Raw genomic sequence first — 1,091 nt, 5'->3', positions numbered from 1 at the left:
AAGAACGCCAATGGAAACTCTGATAGATGGCAAAGAGATCTGGAAGGAAAAATTTGTAGCCTGAATTTGACCTGACAGACACCCTCTGAAAAATCGGTGACTGTCAGATCAGGTCTGAACTACTACAGATAAGGCCCCTTTTTTTGTTTCGTACTCCAGCCATCAATTGCAGCAGCAACGGACTTGAGCGATTAAAGATTTTTCGCATTTTCCACCGTATACGGCGTGATAAACAGTGGCGGAAACTCTGGTTGTTTGAACTCAGCAATCAACGCGAGATAATCATCCCGCAACTCTTTAAACTTCTCCGGATACTCATGACGCACGTCGTGTTGCTGGGCCACATCATCCTTTAAATTAAACAACATGGCTCTCACCTCTTTCAGGTTCAGCTTTTTCTTTGCACTGCGCTCACCCGCAAACTTAAGCTGATCATTCCAGGTCATCACCCAGTCACCTTTACGGTACGCAATATCATGAACATAGCGAAAGAAAAGGCTTTCATGAGGTGCGCCTTCTTTTGCTCCATTCAGGAAGGGAACAAGATTCACTCCATCATAACCCGTTTCAGGATCGGCTATACCCATCGACCGGGTCATGGTCGGCGCTATATCCAGAGAAATAACCGGCTGGTCATACACTTTTCCTGCCGGCACCACCCCAGGCCAATTTATAACAAACGGAACCCTTACTCCACCCTCGTAAGTATCCCCCTTAAAACCGCGCAGGTCCGCAGGGTTACCTGCTTTATTCACCGGATTTTTACGACGCAACATGGTCTGATAACCATTATCCGACAAAAAGATAATGGCGGTATTGTCATCAAGCTTTAACCGTTTCAATGTTTCAGTAATTTCACCCACACCATCATCCACCGCCAATGTCGGCGCTGTTCAAATTAAATGTTGCTAACATGGTCTATACTCCCTGAGCATGAGAATTGTCGTGTAAAGTGGAGTTCCAGCCATGAAACCTCAGCAATTCCAAGACATCCTGAAGTCCATACCCATGATGTCCCCAGAGCAGATCGGTGTCCTCCATAAAACTCTGCCGCCCTCACCCATTGCCGGTGATGCACAAGGTATTTCCGG

The 1,091-nt window shown here is 46.7% G+C and carries 1 protein-coding gene; it reads right to left on the bottom strand.

The window, feature by feature from the left end; genetic code table 11:
- Positions 1-191: 191 nt before the first annotated feature.
- Positions 192-875, bottom strand: a complete 684-nt coding sequence (locus ACNRUY_RS26595) for a sulfatase family protein (protein ID WP_488114679.1) — start codon at positions 873-875, stop codon at positions 192-194.
- Positions 876-1,091: the final 216 nt, after the last annotated feature.

The organism is Endozoicomonas sp. Z74 (assembly GCF_057680865.1).
Note: the sequence above shows the minus strand (reverse complement) of the source record. Positions and strands in the feature narration are given on the sequence as shown.